The sequence below is a fragment of the Exiguobacterium sp. s125 genome (assembly GCF_018618605.1).
GTDB classification, from domain to species: Bacteria; Bacillota; Bacilli; order Exiguobacteriales; family Exiguobacteriaceae; genus Exiguobacterium_A; species Exiguobacterium_A oxidotolerans.
Genome location: NZ_JACSMI010000010.1, coordinates 25,678 through 41,840 on the forward strand (window position 1 = coordinate 25,678; position 16,163 = coordinate 41,840).

The 16,163-nt window shown below is 48.1% G+C and carries 17 protein-coding genes and 2 tRNA genes; all 19 read left to right on the forward strand.

The window, feature by feature from the left end:
* The first annotated feature begins 45 nt into the window (after window positions 1–45).
* The 19 genes from KNQ05_RS15165 (at window position 46) to lysS (ending at window position 15,798) form a co-directional block, all read left to right on the forward strand.
* Window positions 46–426 carry an FtsB family cell division protein gene (locus KNQ05_RS15165; protein ID WP_088835978.1) on the forward strand — a complete coding sequence of 127 codons (381 nt, stop codon included), beginning with the start codon at window positions 46–48 and terminating at the stop codon, window positions 424–426.
* Between the two features lie 83 nt (window positions 427–509).
* Window positions 510–1,034: a S1 domain-containing RNA-binding protein gene (locus KNQ05_RS15170; RefSeq protein ID WP_088835979.1), complete on the forward strand. Its 525-nt coding sequence runs from the start codon at window positions 510–512 to the stop codon at window positions 1,032–1,034.
* 153 nt (window positions 1,035–1,187) lie between these two features.
* Window positions 1,188–1,264, forward strand: a tRNA-Met gene (locus tag KNQ05_RS15175).
* Between the two features lie 9 nt (window positions 1,265–1,273).
* A tRNA-Glu gene (locus KNQ05_RS15180) sits at window positions 1,274–1,345 on the forward strand.
* 76 nt (window positions 1,346–1,421) lie between these two features.
* Window positions 1,422–2,666: a tRNA lysidine(34) synthetase TilS gene (gene tilS, locus KNQ05_RS15185; RefSeq protein ID WP_214767901.1), complete on the forward strand. Its 1,245-nt coding sequence runs from the start codon at window positions 1,422–1,424 to the stop codon at window positions 2,664–2,666.
* Between the two features lie 33 nt (window positions 2,667–2,699).
* A complete protein-coding gene (gene hpt / locus KNQ05_RS15190) occupies window positions 2,700–3,245 on the forward strand; it encodes a hypoxanthine phosphoribosyltransferase (protein WP_012368964.1) in 546 nt (181 codons plus the stop codon).
* Between the two features lie 120 nt (window positions 3,246–3,365).
* Complete coding sequence (ftsH, locus tag KNQ05_RS15195) at window positions 3,366–5,372, forward strand: ATP-dependent zinc metalloprotease FtsH (protein WP_088835981.1); 2,007 nt, start codon at window positions 3,366–3,368, stop codon at window positions 5,370–5,372.
* Window positions 5,373–5,533: 161 nt separating this feature from the next.
* Window positions 5,534–6,295: a type III pantothenate kinase gene (locus KNQ05_RS15200; RefSeq protein ID WP_088835982.1), complete on the forward strand. Its 762-nt coding sequence runs from the start codon at window positions 5,534–5,536 to the stop codon at window positions 6,293–6,295.
* 11 nt (window positions 6,296–6,306) lie between these two features.
* Window positions 6,307–7,233 (forward strand): Hsp33 family molecular chaperone HslO, encoded by a 927-nt coding sequence (gene hslO, locus KNQ05_RS15205; RefSeq protein WP_029332221.1) that lies wholly within the window; start codon window positions 6,307–6,309, stop codon window positions 7,231–7,233.
* A gap of 12 nt (window positions 7,234–7,245) precedes the next feature.
* On the forward strand, window positions 7,246–7,557 hold the full coding sequence (locus KNQ05_RS15210; protein WP_214803562.1) for a SurA N-terminal domain-containing protein: 312 nt from the start codon (window positions 7,246–7,248) through the stop codon (window positions 7,555–7,557).
* Between the two features lie 80 nt (window positions 7,558–7,637).
* On the forward strand, window positions 7,638–8,582 hold the full coding sequence (cysK, locus tag KNQ05_RS15215; RefSeq protein WP_214806005.1) for a cysteine synthase A: 945 nt from the start codon (window positions 7,638–7,640) through the stop codon (window positions 8,580–8,582).
* A 92-nt stretch (window positions 8,583–8,674) separates the two neighbouring features.
* On the forward strand, window positions 8,675–10,063 hold the full coding sequence (locus KNQ05_RS15220) for an anthranilate synthase component I family protein (protein ID WP_353048603.1): 1,389 nt from the start codon (window positions 8,675–8,677) through the stop codon (window positions 10,061–10,063).
* Window positions 10,060–10,641 carry an anthranilate synthase component II gene (locus KNQ05_RS15225; protein ID WP_214767897.1) on the forward strand — a complete coding sequence of 194 codons (582 nt, stop codon included), beginning with the start codon at window positions 10,060–10,062 and terminating at the stop codon, window positions 10,639–10,641. Before KNQ05_RS15220 ends, KNQ05_RS15225 begins: the two co-directional genes overlap by 4 nt.
* The gene (pabC, locus tag KNQ05_RS15230; protein WP_214806008.1) at window positions 10,625–11,464 is read left to right on the forward strand and encodes an aminodeoxychorismate lyase; all 840 of its coding nucleotides are present in this window, start codon (window positions 10,625–10,627) and stop codon (window positions 11,462–11,464) included. The genes KNQ05_RS15225 and pabC overlap by 17 nt, the downstream gene beginning before the upstream one ends.
* Entirely contained in the window at window positions 11,461–12,252 is a 792-nt protein-coding gene (gene folP, locus KNQ05_RS15235; protein WP_159172872.1) for a dihydropteroate synthase, read from the forward strand. The genes pabC and folP overlap by 4 nt, the downstream gene beginning before the upstream one ends.
* A 2-nt stretch (window positions 12,253–12,254) precedes the next feature.
* Window positions 12,255–12,626, forward strand: a complete 372-nt coding sequence (folB, locus tag KNQ05_RS15240; protein ID WP_088835988.1) for a dihydroneopterin aldolase — start codon at window positions 12,255–12,257, stop codon at window positions 12,624–12,626.
* Complete coding sequence (gene folK, locus KNQ05_RS15245) at window positions 12,623–13,120, forward strand: 2-amino-4-hydroxy-6-hydroxymethyldihydropteridine diphosphokinase (RefSeq protein ID WP_214806010.1); 498 nt, start codon at window positions 12,623–12,625, stop codon at window positions 13,118–13,120. Before folB ends, folK begins: the two co-directional genes overlap by 4 nt.
* Before the next feature lie 31 nt (window positions 13,121–13,151).
* Window positions 13,152–14,147 (forward strand): tRNA dihydrouridine synthase DusB, encoded by a 996-nt coding sequence (dusB, locus tag KNQ05_RS15250; protein ID WP_214771757.1) that lies wholly within the window; start codon window positions 13,152–13,154, stop codon window positions 14,145–14,147.
* Between the two features lie 169 nt (window positions 14,148–14,316).
* Entirely contained in the window at window positions 14,317–15,798 is a 1,482-nt protein-coding gene (gene lysS / locus KNQ05_RS15255; protein WP_157898521.1) for a lysine--tRNA ligase, read from the forward strand.
* Window positions 15,799–16,163 lie beyond the last annotated feature (365 nt).

Here is a 16,163-nt window from a genome sequence, read left to right on the forward strand (position 1 = left end):
TACTAAAGAGTGTCAGAGATGACCACTCGGATAAGGAGGGATGATATGCCGGCACCGTTAGAATCAGGTCGTCAAACACCACCAAAGATTAAACCGCTCAATGATCGTAAAAAGCAATTAAGCCAAAATGCGATTGAGAACCGATCGCGCTTAAAAAAACGTTTCTTGATTTGTATGTCAATCTTTCTCATCGTCCTTTCTCTCATGGGGTGGTCATACATCGAAAAGAAACAATTGATTGCTGAACAAAATCAATCGTTCCAGGTCGCTCAACAAGAGCAAACAAAAGCGAAAAAAGAGTCGGCACGCCTGAAAGAGGAAATCGAACGGCTGAACGATAAAGAATATGTTGCGAACTTAGCGAGAAGTGAGTTGTTGTACTCGAAAAAAGGCGAAACAATTTTCTATTTCTCACCTGAAGATTAACCGATGGTTGCCGATTGATTGAAAAAATATGTAATCACTCGTATAATAAGAAATGAATCAACTAAAAAGGAGCAATACAATTTATGTCGATTGAAGTAGGCAGCAAAGTGCAAGGGAAAGTTACAGGCATCACTAATTTCGGAGCGTTCGTAGAATTACCGACTGGGAAAACCGGTCTCGTTCACATCAGCGAAGTGGCAGATTCTTACGTTAAAGATATCAATGATGTCTTGACGGTTGGACAGGAAATCACAGTTAAAGTCTTGAGTGTAGAAAACGATGGTAAAATCGGTCTTTCAATCAAGAAGGCTGTTGACCGCCCTGAAGGCGAACGTCCTCGTCCTGCACGTCAATTCGACCGTGGCCCACGCCCGGCCGGTCAAGATCGCGGACCACGTCCGTTTGATAACAAAGGACCGCGCAGTGGCGGCGGTGGTGGAAATCGTGGAGGATTCAACAAAGGTGGTCGCGGAGCACCTGCTCCACGTAAAGAGCAAACGTTCGATACGTTGATGACGAGTTTCCTCAAAGACAGTGAAGATCGTCTTGCGACACTCAAACGCCAAACGGATTCAAAACGTGGCGGACGCGGTGCTAAACGTCAATAACTTGCTGACCTGTTCTTTATAAGAATAGAGATGGAATGACGCTGTTCATTCCATCTTTTATTTTTTTGAAATTATTTTTATAAAAAGCGTTGACTTTCATTTGACTCCACCGTATTATAGAAAATGTGCTTAAGACGCACGAGTTAAAAATATGGCGGTGTAGCTCAGCTGGCTAGAGCGTACGGTTCATACCCGTGAGGTCGTGGGTTCGACTCCCTCCGCCGCTACCATATTTTTTTGGCCCGTTGGTCAAGCGGTTAAGACACCGCCCTTTCACGGCGGTAACACGGGTTCGATTCCCGTACGGGTCATTCTTTAAAAGCTATCTCTATTATATAGAGGTGGCTTTTTTTAGTATAGTAGATTCGAAAAGGGGATGCGTACATCATGGAAACGATTGCTCCTGTTCCGAATGAACCGCTCATCGTCGGCGTATCCGGAGGCTGCGACTCGATGGTGCTCGCGCATCTGTTGCACGAGGCGAAGTTTGATCTTTTAATTGCCCATGTCCACCATGGTCTTCGTGCAGTATCGGATGAAGAAGCCGCGTTTGTCGAAAACTGGGCCTTTGAACGTAATATCCCGTTCCGGACGATCCGTTTAGAATGGGGTGGACAACGGGTGAGTCAAGCCCGTTGTCGCGAGAAACGGTATCAGTTTTTTGAAAACTTAATGGAAGAGACGAACCGGAGTCACTTAGTTTTAGCACATCATCGTGACGATCAACTCGAGACGTTATTGATTCAGTTGTTGCGGGGTGAAGCGACGATCGACGGGATTCCGATTCATCGCCCGTTCGGTCCCGGTCAGTTGCATCGTCCGCTGGTGAACTGGACGAAACAGGAACTGACGGCTTATGCGACGCGTCAACAAATCGAGTGGCGTGAGGATGCGACAAATGCGGAAACGAAGTACTTAAGAAATCAAATCCGGCACGATATTTTACCAAGGCTCGCTCAAGTGCGCCCGGGGTTCGAAGAAGCGGCGGTCCGTGCCGCACGGCTTCGTCAAACGATACAGGACGAGCACTTAGCGTACGTCGAAGCATTAGTAGCGCGACATACGACGGAGGATGGGATAGTAATCGATGAGATCAACCAGCTGCCGACAGATTTGAGACGACTCGCTTTACAAGTGCTCTTACCGGATGTCCGGTTGACATCAGAGGATTTCGATCGCTTTTTAGCATGGCTCCGAGTAGATATGCCCTCGAGCGAAGTGTATTATGGAAACTGGAGGATTCGCCGCGCGTACGGATACTTGACCTGTATCGAGAAAGATACGACAGATTCTGCACTTGAATCGTTTCAAGTAGGGGCTGATTTGGGAACATACCGTTATGGTGAACGAGATGTGACGTTTTCATACGGGGATGCAGGGATTCCGTTAGCGGAAGTTACTTTCCCGCTGACGGTACGAAGTCAGTTGCCAGGGGACCGGATACAGCTAGAAATCGGAACGAAAAAAGTAAGCCGGATTCTAATTGATGCGAAAGTACCACGTTATCTTCGGGCAGAAGTTCCGGTCGTCGTCGACGCCACGGGTCAAGTTTTAGCGGTCGTCGGACATCGAATTGCAAAATTCGGGTCATTTGAACTCCTCGCACGGTCTTATTTAATGATAGAATGGTAATGTAGTGTTTAAAATGGAGGAGGAATACCTAGCATGACCTTAATGAATGATATGGAGAAAGTACTGATTTCGGAAGAAGAGATCCAACATAAAGTCGGTGAACTCGCGGGTGAACTGACAGCAGATTATGGTGATCGTTTTCCACTGCTCGTCTGTGTCTTAAAAGGCGCAATGCCATTCATGTCTGATCTCGTCAAAAAGATGGACATGCACCTTGAGATGGATTTCATGGATGTTTCGACATACCACGGTGGAACGACATCGACAGGCGAAGTTAAAATCGAAAAGGATTTGAACACATCTGTAGAAGGACGTGACATCCTGATTGTCGAAGATATCATTGACAGTGGATTGACGCTTGGATACTTGGTTGATCTCTTCAAGTACCGTAAAGCAAAATCTGTCAAAATCGTGACATTGCTCGATAAGCCGTCAGGTCGCAAAAATGATCTTCACGCGGATTATAGTGGATTTGTGATTCCACACGAGTTTGTCGTCGGTTACGGTCTCGACTATGAAGAGAAATATCGTAACCTGCCATATGTTGGTGTGTTGAAGCCGGCAGTCTACGGTGGCTAATTATTTTTAATCTTGACTGTCACATGATAAGATGAAACCAATTACAAAGCGCGCTTTGCCGCGTCAGGATTCGTATCAGTTGATGAAGGTATGTCAGTTGGTGCGGAGAGGAGGCATAAGATGAACCGAGCAGTGAAGAATACCCTCGTGTTTGGGGTCATTTTTCTAGCTTTGATCTTGTTTCTGCAATACTTGCAGAGTCCAGTGAACAAAAGCAAAGAAATCAATTACACACAGTTTGTCGAGTCGGTTGAAAAAGGTGAAATTAAGACGGCTACCTTCCAGTACGAAGGACAGACGTATAATGTGACTGGTGATTTACGTGAAAAGGATTCGACGTATGAAACGGTTGTTCCAGCTGTTGATACGGAGTTAACGGATCTTTATACACAATTGCGCAGTCAAGGTGTCAATATGGACTTTAAAGCAGCAGAGACGAATGGCGGTTGGATCGCGTTACTGACGACGATCGTCCCGTTCATCATCATATTCATTCTCTTCTTCTTCTTAATTAATCAAGCACAAGGTGGCGGCGGCGGTGGCCGCGTGATGAACTTCGGTAAATCAAAAGCGCGCCTCTATGATACGGAGAAAAAGAAAATTACGTTTGAAGATGTCGCTGGTGCAGACGAAGAGAAGCAAGAACTCGTCGAAGTTGTCGAATTCTTGAAAGACCCACGTAAATTTGCACGTCTCGGTGCACGTATCCCTAAAGGGGTCCTTCTTGTCGGTCCTCCAGGTACAGGTAAAACGTTACTTGCACGTGCAGCAGCGGGTGAGGCTGGCGTTCCATTCTTCTCGATTTCAGGTTCTGACTTCGTTGAGATGTTCGTTGGTGTCGGGGCGTCACGTGTACGTGATCTCTTCGAAAATGCAAAGAAAAATGCACCGTGTATCATCTTCATCGATGAAATCGATGCAGTCGGTCGTCAACGTGGCGCAGGTCTCGGTGGCGGACATGATGAGCGTGAACAAACATTGAACCAACTTCTCGTTGAGATGGACGGATTCAGTGAAAATGAAGGCATCATCATGATTGCAGCAACGAACCGCGCTGATATCTTGGACCCAGCCTTGCTTCGTCCAGGTCGTTTTGACCGTCAAATTACGGTTGAGCGTCCAGATGTCGTCGGTCGTGAAGCAGTTCTTAAGGTACATGCACGAAATAAACCACTCGACTCAACAGTCGATTTAAAAGCAATCGCACAGCGGACACCAGGATTCTCTGGTGCTGATCTTGAAAACCTGTTGAACGAAGCAGCACTCGTTGCAGCGCGTACCGACCGGGATAAGATTTCCATTGTCGATCTAGAAGAAGCGATTGACCGCGTTATCGCTGGACCAGCGAAGAAGAGCCGGATCATTTCGCCGAAAGAGAAAAAAATCGTTGCGTGGCATGAAGCAGGTCATACGATCATCGGTGTCACACTTGATGATGCGGATGAAGTGCATAAAGTAACAATCGTTCCTCGTGGGAATGCCGGCGGTTACGTCGTCATGCTTCCGAAAGAAGATCGTTACTTCATGACAAAACCAGAACTTGAAGATAAAATTACCGGATTGCTTGGTGGTCGTGTCGCGGAAGATATCGTCTTTGGTGAAGTATCGACTGGGGCAAGCAACGACTTCCAACGTGCGACAGGACTCGCCCGGAAGATGGTGATGGAGTTCGGGATGAGTGAAAAACTCGGACCGCTTCAGTTCGGTTCAGGTCAAGGCGGAAATGTCTTCTTAGGACGTGACTTCCAAAATGAACAAAACTATTCGGACGCGATTGCGCATGAGATTGATACAGAAATCCAAGCGATCATCAACCGCTGTTACCAAAAAGCGAAAACGATCTTAACGGAAAAACGTGATCAGCTTGATTTGATTGCGACAACGTTACTTGAAGTTGAAACGCTGGATCAAAAACAAATTCACCACCTCATTGAGACAGGTGAATACAAAAAGAACGAGCCAGAAGTGGTAGCTGAACAAACAGAAGACGAGAAAAAACCGGAATCGACGACTCCTGTCATCGATGAACCGACAGAATCTCCGACACAACGTGGTTCAGTCATCGACGAAGGTCAAAATGTGGATGTAGAAAAGCCTGATCAACCACGCCGTGATGATCAAATTTAATCGCTGACACAACGAGACAGGATCAGTACCCGCTATGCGGGTGCTGGTCCTGTTTTTATATGCCGTGATGCTTGCGCACTTCGGTAGGTGAAGCTTAGACGACGTGGTATAATCACAACGTATATTGCAGGTATCGTATAGAAAAGTGGGGAATCAGTCAAATGATCTTAGTAATTGATGTTGGAAATACGAATATCGTACTGGGTGTCTATGCTGGCGAGACATTGGTCGAGCACTGGCGGATCGCAACCGATCGGACACGGACGACCGATGAGTACGGGATGCTCGTCAAAGCCTTGTTCCGGGATGCAGAGTTAAACGTGGAAGAAATCGAGGGAATCGTGTTATCATCTGTCGTACCCCCCGTCGTGTTTCCACTGGAGAATATGTGCGTCCGTTATTTCAATCGACGCCCGTTCGTGATTGGACCAGGTATTAAAACCGGGCTCGACTTAAAAGTCGATAACCCAAGGGAAGTCGGGGCGGATCGAATCGTCAATGCGGTCGCCGCGACGGTCAAATATGATGGTCCATTGATCATCGTCGACTTTGGGACAGCAACGACCTATTGTTATATCGATTCACAAAAACGCTATTACGGTGGAATCATTTCACCGGGTGTCATGGTGTCGACTGAGGCACTCTATAACAAAGCAGCAAAACTGCCGCGCATTGAGATTGCGAAACCACAATCCGCGATTGGGCGGAATACGATTCATGCGATGCAGTCAGGGACGTATTTTGGATATGTCGCGCAAGTGGACGGTCTTGTCCACCGGATGAAAGAAGAAATGGGTGAAGCAAAAGTCATCGCGACTGGTGGGCTTGCCCGATTAATCAGCGAGGAATCCGCAACGATTGAAATCGTCGATCCATTTTTGACGCTTGACGGGTTGCGTATTATCTACGAACGAAATAAGTGAGGGAATAAATAATGAAACGTGAAGAATTATTAGCACAACTAAAAGATGATTATTTAGTACGGGCGCTCGGTTTTAACGGCGAAGTCCGTGCATTTGCAATCCGTTCGACAAAGTCGGTGTATGAAGCACAGCTCCGGCACCAAACGACTCCGGTCGTCACGGCGGCGCTTGGCCGGACGCTGACAATCGGTGCGATGATGGGAACGATGCAAAAAGGCGACACACGTGTGACCCTGAAAGTTGAAGGGGACGGTCCGATCGGAAAAATCATCGTCGATGCCGATGCAAAAGGAACGGTCCGTGGATACGTCAGCCATCCACGTGTCGAAATGGATACGTACGTCAATGCAGACGGTCTGACGAAATTAAAAGTCGGCGATGCAGTCGGTCGCGGAAATATTTCCGTTATCAAAGATTTAGGACTTCGTGACTTCGTCGGAGGGCAATCACCGATCCAAACCGGTGAAATCAGTGAAGACTTTACGTATTACTTCGCAGTCTCAGAACAAAGTCCATCTGTCGTCGGTGCAGGTGTGCTCGTTTATCCGGAAGATGAGTCGGTCATCGCAGCAGGTGGGTTAATCGTGCAATTGATGCCAGGTGCATCGGAAGAAACGATTGCCGCACTCGAAGCACGAGTGGCCGCATTAAAACCAATCTCGATTCTTGTCGGAGAAGAAAAAACACCGGAAGAAATGCTTGAACTCGTCCTCGGTGAATCATACGAAGTCCTCGATACAGTGCCGGTTACGTTTGGTTGCACATGTGATCGCGAAAAGCTCGCGACAGCCATCGTGGCGCTCGGACCTGACGAGATTCAATCGATGATTGATGAAGATGGTGGAGCAGAGGCAGTTTGTCATTTCTGTTCAGAACACTATCAGTATGGCGTCGAAGAATTACAATCACTTCGTGAAAAATCGCTCGAACGAGCATAAGAGGGTCTGAAAATGGGAAATGTAAACTCTAAGTACTTGTGGATGTTGATTTTCATCTTACTGTTGACGAACTTTTTAACGGGAGCATATGCCTTCATGGGAGAACTACCGAAAGTTGATTCTCCGAAGATCGTCCAAGAAAGTATCGGTGGACCGCTTGAAGACGTCGTCGCGACAGTGGGAGACGAAGACATCACACGAGCGGATGTCTATCAAGTAATGCGTAAAGAACACGAACAAGATACACTCGATCGTTTGATTCAAGAAGCGATAGAACGTCAATCCAAAAATGGAACGAAACCTACCGTGGAGCGCTTTGATTGACAGATTTCATCCAGTCCATTGATAATTGATTTATCGGATTACTTGGAATTAAAGGTTTTTCATTATGAGGAGGAATGGTCATGCGTATTGCAAATTCAGTACTAGATTTAGTCGGCCGCACGCCGATCGTCAAATTGAACCATCTGACAGGACCAGAGGATGCAGATGTCTACTTGAAACTGGAGTACATGAATCCCGGGTCAAGTGTCAAAGACCGGATTGCGCTGTCGATGATTGAAGCGGCAGAGGATGCTGGGAAACTGAAAGCGGGCGATACGATCATCGAACCAACGAGTGGCAACACCGGGATTGGTCTAGCGATGGTCGCAGCAGCGAAAGGATACCGGGCCATTCTCGTCATGCCAGAAACAATGAGCATGGAACGTCGAACTCTTCTTCGTGCGTACGGCGCGGAGTTGATTTTAACACCTGGTCCGGAAGGAATGAAGGGTGCAATCGCGCGAGCGATGGCGGAAGCAGAGGAACATGGTCATTTCATGCCGCAACAATTCAACAACGGAGCGAACCCCGTCGTTCACGAACAGACGACAGGACCTGAAATCGTTGAAGCGTTCGAAGGACTATCACTGGATGCCTTCATCGCCGGAATCGGAACAGGTGGGACGATCACGGGTGCTGGTAAAGTATTACGCGACGCCTTCCCGGGAATCGAAATCATCGCTGTCGAACCAACGGATTCACCTGTTCTTTCGGGTGGTAAACCGGGTCCGCACAAGCTCCAAGGAATTGGTGCTGGATTCGTACCCTCGATTCTCGATACACACATCTATGACGGTGTCGAACAAATCACGACGGAAGAAGCATTTGATCATGCGCGCCGTGCCGCGAAATCAAACGGAGTTCTCGGTGGGATTTCTTCAGGTGCTGCAATCGCTGCAGCTCTTAAAACGGCCAAACGTCTTGGAAAAGGCAAAAATGTGTTAGCGATCATTCCTTCGAATGGAGAACGTTACCTCAGTACGCCACTCTATCAAGTCGAGGAAGAAGAAGGTTCGAAACTATAATTTTTTTCAGGCACACGGAAGTCATTCGACTCCCGCGTGCCTTTTTTTTGCGTATAATGAGGACAGAATACGTACAGAGGTGGGGGACGCAAGTGCGACAGACGAGATATGTAGCATTTACATGGACGAAGGAACAATTTTATAACCGTTATGTGGAGCGGACAAAAGAACAAACCGGTCATATCTGGCTCGAAAGTGGTCGTATCGGTTCCTATACGATGGCTGGTGTGCACCCGGTCGGGCAGTTACGCACGAAATCCGGACAAACGACGATTACAACACGTGATGGTGTCGAAGAACGAACAGATTCTCCGTTTTCATTAATTGAAGAAGTACGCGCACGTCATGCATCGGCTCGTCCGGACGGGATGCCTGCATTTTTCGGTGGACTGGCAGGCTACGTCAGTTATGACGCTGTCCGGTATTTAGAGCGATTACCGGACGAAGCGGAGGACGATTTAGAAACAGCAGATATTTCGTTGTATTGGTACGATGAAGTCGCCGTGTATGACGAACAGGCAGGTCAGTTATTCGTTGCCGTGACGCGTGATACGGTCGAGGCAGCGGAAGCAGCACTTGAAACTGAAGTACTTGCTTGGAAAGTGGAGAGTCCTGCGCCAGTCTTTCGCCCGGTTTCGAATGAACGGTTAGAGCGGGGTCGGTCGTTCGAACAAGCCGACTTTGTCGAGGCGGCAGACCGCGTCAAACGTTATATTGAAGCGGGTGACGTCTTTCAAGTCAATCTTGCGGTTCGTCAACATGAACGTCTCTTAACATCGCCGGCTCATGTCTATGACGTGTTGCGGCAGGTGAACCCGTCGCCGTACATGGGCTACTTCGTCGATGAAGAGTTGACGCTCGTCTCAGCGTCACCCGAGTTGCTCGTCGAAAAAATTGGAGACGATCTCGCGACGCGTCCGATTGCTGGGACACGTCCGCGCGGGAAGGATGAAGCAGAAGACTTAGCGCTTGCGAAGACGCTGCTCGATAATGAAAAAGAGCGGGCGGAACACGTCATGCTCGTTGATTTAGAACGCAACGATTTAGGACGGGTCAGCCGGTATGGGTCCGTTCATGTCGATGAATTGATGGTGATCGAAAAATATTCTCATGTCCAACATATCGTCTCGAATGTCCGTGGGAAAGTAGCGGAACACCAAGGTGCGAGCGATGTTCTCGCAGCGATGTTCCCCGGTGGGACGATCACCGGTGCACCAAAAATCCGGACGATGGAGATCATCGAGGAGTTAGAACCGGTCCGGCGTGGTATTTATACAGGGTCACTCGGATTTATCAGTTGGGCGGACGATGCGATCTTCAACATCTTGATTCGGACGCTCGTCGCCAAAGATGGCGTCGCTTATATTCAGGCGGGAGCAGGAATCGTCACCGATTCTAGTTCAGTGAGCGAATATGAAGAATCACTCAGTAAGGCAAAGGCACTTTGGGTCGCAAAAGAAATGGCGGAGGGAACGACATGATTGTATTGATTGATAACTATGACTCATTTACGTACAACTTAGTCCAATACTTTGGGGAGCTCGGGCAAGAGATCCAGGTGTTTCGGAATGATGCGATTACACTCGAGGAGATTGAACAACTCAAACCCGATCACCTAGTGATTTCGCCAGGACCTTGTACTCCGAACAAGGCGGGCATCAGCCTTGCTGCGATCGAATACTTCGCAGGCAAGTTGCCTATCCTTGGTGTCTGCCTCGGTCATCAAGCAATCGGACAAGTCTTCGGCGGACAAGTCGTCCGGGCACAAGACTTAATGCACGGAAAAGTTTCGTTATTGTCTCACGACGCGACCGGGATGTTTGAAGGCATCGCTCAAGATACACCAGTGACACGGTACCATTCGCTTGTCGTCGAGCGGGAGACCTTTCCGGATGCCCTGGAAGTGACAGCGGAAGCAGGGGGAGAAATCATGGCCCTGCGACATCGCGAGTTACCGATCGTCGGTGTCCAGTTTCATCCGGAAGCAATCTTGACCCGAGACGGGAAACGGATGTTAAAAAACTTTTTGGAGTTGAATCGATATGTATCTTTGGCATGATGGACAGGTAGTAAAAGAAGAAGACGTTCGGATTTCACCATTTGACCATGGTTATTTATATGGAATGGGGATTTTTGAGACATTTCGTACGTATGCAGGACATCCATTTTTATTTGATGATCATATTAAACGGCTACAGATGAGTTGTGCCGCGATTGGAATCGTCATCCCCTATACGCGGGATGAACTGTTAGTTGCGATTGAGACCTTATACCGTGCCCATGCGACGACTGATTTATACATCCGCTTAAATGTCTCGGCTGGTCCCCGTGATATCGGACTCTCCGTTGAGCGGTATGACACGCCGACGGTCGTGATTTATGCGAGACCGATTGGTGCGCGACAAGCGACGGAGCGGGCGCTTGAAACGGTCCGGTTGCCACGCAGTACACCGGAAACGGCGTATCGCTTAAAGTCGCATCACTACATGAACAATCTAGTTGCGAAACGCCAACTGTTTAATCCGGAAGCGGAAGGGCTCTTCTTGACGAAGGAAGGATTCATTTGTGAAGGCATCACTTCGAACATTTTTTGGCGTTATGGGGAGAAGTGGTATACACCGTCGCTTGAGACGGGTGCCTTGAATGGGATCACCCGCCAGTTCTTGATGGAGCAACTTATGGTCGAAGAACGCCTTGCTTTATTGCCACAGTTGATGGAGGCAGACGAAATTCTCTACACGAATTCCGTTCAAGAAGCAGTCGCCGTTTCATCACTTGACGGACGAACGTTCTCGGGTCAATCGGGAAGCGGCTATCAACGTGTGCGTCAGCTATTCGATGAGGCCGTCGAGACGCGGTGGTCGAGGAGGGAAAAACGTTGACAAAAATCATGGGAATTTTAAATGTGACGCCGGATTCGTTTTCAGATGGTGGACAATACGTTGATGTCGAACTCGCTGTTCGTCATGCTAGGCAACTTGTTGCGGACGGGGCAGATGCAATCGATGTTGGTGGAGAATCGACGCGACCGGGTGCGGCATTTGTTTCAGCAGCAGATGAAATCGACCGCGTTGTTCCAGTGATTCGTCGCTTGAAGCGTGAGCTCGATGTCTTGATTTCGATTGATACGTATAAACCGGAAGTCGCTGAAGCCGCTGTCCGTGCCGGTGCAGATCTCATCAATGACGTTTGGGGTTCGAAATGGGGGGATCGTTCAATGGTAACGGTCGCCGCCCGGCACGAAGTCCCAATCATCCTGATGCATAATCGGACGGAACCACACGGAACAGACGTCTTAGCTGAAGTCCGCGCCGACCTTGAAGAATCAATCCGATTAGCGAAACAGGCGGGTGTCTCGGAAAATCGGATTTGGCTTGATCCAGGGATTGGTTTCATGAAAACGTATGAAGAGAATTTATTTTTGATGCGTCACCTCGCGATTGCGACAGATTTTGGATACCCGGTTTTACTTGGGACGTCACGCAAGTCACTGATCGGATTGACGCTCGGGCTCCCGGCGGCGGAACGGGTGGAAGGGACGATTGCGACCGTCTGTTACGGAATCCAACAAGGTTGCGAGTGGATGCGTGTCCATGACGTGAAAGAAATCAAGCGGGCCGCTCTGATGATGGACGCGATGCTTGCAGCAGAATTACCGAAGGGGGAATGAAGATGGATCGCATACACGTTTCAGGGATGCGTTTTTATGGTTATCATGGAGTGTTCGCAGAAGAAACGAAGTTAGGACAGCGCTTTAATGTGGATTTATCCATCGGACTTGATTTATCACGCGCCGGCGAGACGGACGATTTACGGGAAAGTGTCAATTATGCGGAACTCTATGAAGCGACGAAACATGTCGTCGAAGGGGAGGCCGTTCAGTTGGTCGAGGCGCTCGCGGACCGAATCGTCCGACACGTCTTTTTGCTCGATCCACGAATTTTGGAAGCGACCGTCAAAGTCATCAAACCTGATCCACCGATCGCAGGGCACTATGAGCATGTCGCGGTAGAAATCAATCGGGTTCGGGGGGATTATGCATGAACCGTGCTTACATCGCCCTTGGGTCGAACATCGGGGATAAGGCCGGGCACTTACATGCTGCAATTGAAGCGATGACGGCGTACCCGGAGATTCAAGCGATTCGCCCGTCCTCGATTTATGAGACCGTTCCTGTCGGTTACCTCGATCAAGATTTATTCTACAACATGGTCGTCGAACTTGAGACGAGTTGGTCCGCGGAGGTGTTGCTCGAGCACTTGCAGGGCATCGAACGCCAAGAAGGACGGAAGCGATTGTTCGAGAATGGACCGAGAACGTTAGACCTTGACATCATCCTTTATAATACAGATGATATACATTCAGAAGGATTAACGGTGCCGCATCCACGGATGCAAGAGCGGGCATTTGTCCTCGCGCCGTTGCAGGAATTGAATCCGCAATATGAGGTACCGCATTTAAAGAGGACGGTCGAGGAACTCTACGCGCAACTACCGGAAACGGAACGAGCGGGCGTCAGACGAATCGTGAAGGAATAGAGGGTATTGAAGAAGAGAGGAAGAGCGCTACATGTCAGGTTTTAAGATTGGTGACGTCGAACTGAACAATCGTGTCATCCTCGCACCGATGGCGGGCGTCTGCAATCCTGCGTTTCGTTTGATTGCAAAAGAATTCGGGGCAGGACTCGTCTGTGCGGAAATGGTCAGCGATAAAGGGATTTTGTATGAAAATGAACGGACGTTAGAGATGCTGTATGTCGACGAACGCGAAAAGCCGCTCAGTCTGCAGATTTACGGCGGATCGAAGGAGACACTCGTAAAGGCGGCACAGTATGTCGATGCCAACACGAATGCGGATATCATTGACATCAACATGGGATGCCCGGTTCCAAAAGTCACGAAATGTGATGCCGGTGCAAAATGGTTGCTTGATCCCGATAAAGTATATGAAATGGTTCATGCTGTATCGCAAGCGGTCGAGAAGCCCGTCACGGTGAAGATGCGGACAGGGTGGGACAGTCATCATATTTATTGTGTCGATAATGTCCGGGCAGCGGAAGCGGGTGGAGCAAAGGCGGTTGCTATTCACGGGCGGACCCGTTCGCAAAAGTATGAGGGCGTTGCGGACTGGAACATCATCGGGGAAGCAAAACGGGCAGTGCAGATTCCGATCATCGGAAACGGTGATGTGCAAACGCCGCAAGACGCGCAACGGATGATTGATGAAATCGGTGTAGATGGTGTGATGATTGGTCGGGCGGCGCTCGGCAATCCATGGATGCTCTATCAGACGATCCAGTATCTCGAATCCGGGACGTTACCAGCCGAGCCGACACCACGTGAAAAGATTGATATTTGCTTGTTGCATGCGGCACGACTCGTTGCACTGAAAGGTGAGAAACTAGCCGTTCGTGAAATGCGTACCCACGTCGCGTGGTATCTCAAAGGATTAAGTGGGAACGGGCAAGTCCGAAAAGCCTTATTCGATATTGATACCCATGCCGGTCTTCAAGAGTTGTTACGTCAGTATGTCGAAACCTTGGAAACAACCGCAGTACATGCGTGACAGGTAAAGTATAGTCGGCATTACCCGTTTTATGGTACGCTAATTGCATTAAAGATGAGCGAATCGGTTTTTTCAAGGTGCTGTCGGTCATGCCGGCAGCTTTTTGATGCAGAATGATGAAGACCGTCGTGAACAATTTTTAGAAGGAGTGAATACAGTGAGTCAGGACATGGAAATGAATGATCAAATGCAGGTGCGTCTCGGTAAGATGAACGCGATGCGTGAGCAAGGACTCGACCCGTTCGGTGCTCGTTTTGAACGGTCAACGGATACAGCAAGCATTCGTTCAGCTTACGGCGAGAACGAAAAAGAGGAATTAGCTGAATTAAAACCGGAAGTAACGATTGCGGGACGTGTCATGACAACACGCCGTAAAGGGAAAGTTGGATTTACGAACGTTCAGGATGTGACAGGTCAAATTCAGTTATATGTCCGGAAAGACGATGTCGGAGAAGCAGCATATGAAATTTACAAGACATGCGATTTAGGTGATATCATCGGAATCAGTGGTTATGTCTTTAAAACGAACGTCGGCGAGTTATCAGTCCATGTCACGTCGTTTACATTGTTGACGAAAGCACTTCGTCCGCTTCCAGATAAATATCATGGATTAAAAGATGTGGAACAACGGTACCGTCAACGTTATCTCGATCTCATTACGAACACGGAATCACGGGAGACATTCATCGCCCGAAGCAAAGTAATTCGAGGCATCCGTCAATACCTCGATAGTCTCGGCTACTTGGAAGTCGAAACACCGATGTTACACACAATCGCAGGTGGAGCATCTGCCCGTCCGTTCATCACGCACCACAATGCTCTTGATATGACGCTTTACATGCGAATCGCGATTGAGTTGCACCTAAAACGTCTTATCGTCGGTGGACTCGAAAAAGTATATGAAATTGGTCGTGTCTTCCGAAATGAAGGAATTTCAACACGCCATAACCCAGAGTTCACGATGATTGAGTTGTATGAGGCATATGCGGACTATGAAGATATCATGGATTTAACAGAAAACCTGATTGCTCACGTCGCTCAAGAAGTACTTGGGACAACAAAAGTTACGTATGGCGAAGACGTCATCGATTTAACGGTTGGTTGGAAACGTGCCCATATGGCAGATCTCGTTAAAGAAGCGACAGGAATCAATTTCTTTGATGATATTTCGAAAGAGCGGGCCCATGAACTTGCCCATGAACACGGAATCGAAGTTCAGTCACATATGTCGACGGGGCATATCTTAAACGAATTCTTCGAACAAAAAATCGAGGAGACACTCGTTCAACCGACTTTCGTTTATGGTCACCCAGTTGAAATTTCACCACTCGCGAAGAAAAACCCAGAAGATCCACGCTTTACGGATCGTTTCGAATTATTCATCGTGCGTCGTGAACATGCGAATGCCTTCACGGAGTTAAACGATCCAATCGACCAACGTGAACGTTTCGAAGCACAGCTTGTTGAAAAGGAAGCTGGGAACGACGAAGCACACGAGATGGATAATGATTTCATCGAAGCATTGGAATACGGAATGCCGCCAACGGGTGGACTTGGAATCGGAATCGATCGCCTTGTCATGTTGCTAACAAATGCACCATCGATTCGGGACGTTCTCTTATTCCCAACGATGCGCCACCAACAAAACTAACAAACACGTTTGCTCCCTTTCTTCTATATATAGTAGAGAGGGAGCTTTATTATGAAAAATGAAGGCTCGAAAAGACATGATGGATTGGAATCAATCAGCAATAAAACGGGTAAATAATCTTTTTAAATGTTTTTCTAATAAAATGCTTGTACAATCGAAAAAGCCGTGGTATATTATTTCTTGTGCCGCAAATGGTTGTGACACACCGAAAAAAATATCAAAAAAAGTTGTTGACAATTGTGTTGATAACTTGGTAAGATATTAAAGTCGCTGAAAACGACACGACGAACTTTGAAAACTGAACGATGAGGCAAAAAACGTATCTTCGGATACAAACAATGAATGAAGCGCAAGCTTCGTCAACG

Coding starts and splice junctions, on each gene's coding strand:
- KNQ05_RS15165 (WP_088835978.1), top strand. CDS start 46: ATGCCGGCACCGTTAGAATCAGGTCGTCAAACACCACCAAAGATTAAA.
- KNQ05_RS15170 (WP_088835979.1), top strand. CDS start 510: ATGTCGATTGAAGTAGGCAGCAAAGTGCAAGGGAAAGTTACAGGCATC.
- tilS (WP_214767901.1), top strand. CDS start 1,422: ATGGAAACGATTGCTCCTGTTCCGAATGAACCGCTCATCGTCGGCGTA.
- hpt (WP_012368964.1), top strand. CDS start 2,700: ATGACCTTAATGAATGATATGGAGAAAGTACTGATTTCGGAAGAAGAG.
- ftsH (WP_088835981.1), top strand. CDS start 3,366: ATGAACCGAGCAGTGAAGAATACCCTCGTGTTTGGGGTCATTTTTCTA.
- KNQ05_RS15200 (WP_088835982.1), top strand. CDS start 5,534: ATGATCTTAGTAATTGATGTTGGAAATACGAATATCGTACTGGGTGTC.
- hslO (WP_029332221.1), top strand. CDS start 6,307: ATGAAACGTGAAGAATTATTAGCACAACTAAAAGATGATTATTTAGTA.
- KNQ05_RS15210 (WP_214803562.1), top strand. CDS start 7,246: ATGGGAAATGTAAACTCTAAGTACTTGTGGATGTTGATTTTCATCTTA.
- cysK (WP_214806005.1), top strand. CDS start 7,638: ATGCGTATTGCAAATTCAGTACTAGATTTAGTCGGCCGCACGCCGATC.
- KNQ05_RS15225 (WP_214767897.1), top strand. CDS start 10,060: ATGATTGTATTGATTGATAACTATGACTCATTTACGTACAACTTAGTC.
- pabC (WP_214806008.1), top strand. CDS start 10,625: ATGTATCTTTGGCATGATGGACAGGTAGTAAAAGAAGAAGACGTTCGG.
- folB (WP_088835988.1), top strand. CDS start 12,255: ATGGATCGCATACACGTTTCAGGGATGCGTTTTTATGGTTATCATGGA.
- folK (WP_214806010.1), top strand. CDS start 12,623: ATGAACCGTGCTTACATCGCCCTTGGGTCGAACATCGGGGATAAGGCC.
- dusB (WP_214771757.1), top strand. CDS start 13,152: ATGTCAGGTTTTAAGATTGGTGACGTCGAACTGAACAATCGTGTCATC.
- lysS (WP_157898521.1), top strand. CDS start 14,317: ATGGAAATGAATGATCAAATGCAGGTGCGTCTCGGTAAGATGAACGCG.